Below are 1,331 nucleotides of genomic sequence, written 5' to 3' on the forward strand. Positions count from 1 at the left end.
CCTTTCCAGAAACAGGCTACCCATCCCTGATCTCAGCTCCGATAGCCGCCTGCCAGTCCCTGACAAAGGGTTGGCATTCGCCATCACAATCAGCTGAACGGCTATGTACTGGCATGCAGGCTTAAAACGGATATCCGAAGGTGAACGCCCAAAGGCTACCGCTGCAAATGCCGCTTCTCGCCGAATAATATTGTAGCTCAGCAACAGACCCCACAACTCCTGATAAACCAGCTCTACCGTCTTGCTGCGAAGCGTGATGGCATTATGCTGCATCGAGCTTTTGATATCCCGAAAACCCAATTCGATTTCCCAACGCTCTTGATAGAGCCTGGCGATATCCTTTGCAGGATATTGATCGGCCGGCAGCGAGGTCAGAACTGTCTTTATTCGTCCGCCCCGCACAGCATAACTCACTTGCCTGACTTCCCAGTATTCGGGGAGCATCGGGTTTTTCTTTCTTGCCTGGGGTGACACTTTCATCCGTACCCGCACGTCACCTTCTGCATACGTCTCGATCACATCACTTTTCAGATTTTTGCGCTCCGGAATCAGCCAGTGACGACCTTGACCTTGCATCGAGAGTGAAAGCAATAAATCCGCACTCCAAAAACCCTTGTCAAACAAGGTGATCGAGTTATTCGGAATCTGGGAGATAAACTTTGCAGCCAAAGGAATCTCGCCCCGGCGATAGGGACTGATCTGTGCATCGACCAGTGTATGTGAGCGCACATTCATCAGCGCGACGAGCCGTAGCATCGGAAATGGCGTCTGGCGCTGTGTAGAAGTATTGCCTGAGCCAAAGTGCTCACGAAGATCAGTCGTATCCTGGGTTCGGAAGAGTGCACCATCGACAGCAAAGACCTGAAGCCCCTGCCATTGATCATCTGGATATCGCTCATGTCCCCAGTATTGACCCGTCTGGCGAAATAGCCACTCTACAGGATCTGCACCCAAACGCTTACGGGCTTCAGTTACCCCACTACGTGCCAGCAGGTCAAGAGAGGCTAACCCCTGAGCGCAAATATTCAGTCTTCTTGCCACTTCATGGATGGGCTCATCCCGAAAAATTGCCATCCCAAGAACCAGCCAGAGGACTTGATCTGCAGGCAAGCGTCGCCTGCGGATAGTAGCTGAACTGCTCAACTTGAGTGCGGATTCGACCCACTCAATGGGGATATTGTGAGTAAAGGTACTCAGATCCGAGAAGTTAAATAGACCGTTGAGGTCGAGAAGATCCTGCTGAAACACCATAAAAAATCCGATGCCAAACCTGACATCGGATTCTCTAATAAATTTCGCGAGGCTTCAAATGCTTAAGTGAACAGCATTGC

At 50.9% G+C, this 1,331-nt stretch carries 1 protein-coding gene; it reads right to left on the reverse strand.

The annotated features are described in order from the left end of the window. Positions 1 to 1,251, reverse strand: a 1,251-nt coding sequence (locus tag ACE01T_RS17630) for an IS4 family transposase (protein WP_395519788.1), incomplete at its 3' end; no start/stop codon positions are given. Positions 1,252 to 1,331 lie beyond the last annotated feature (80 nt).

Source organism: Acinetobacter uliginosus (genome assembly GCF_044130295.1).
Taxonomy (GTDB): Bacteria; Pseudomonadota; Gammaproteobacteria; order Pseudomonadales; family Moraxellaceae; genus Acinetobacter.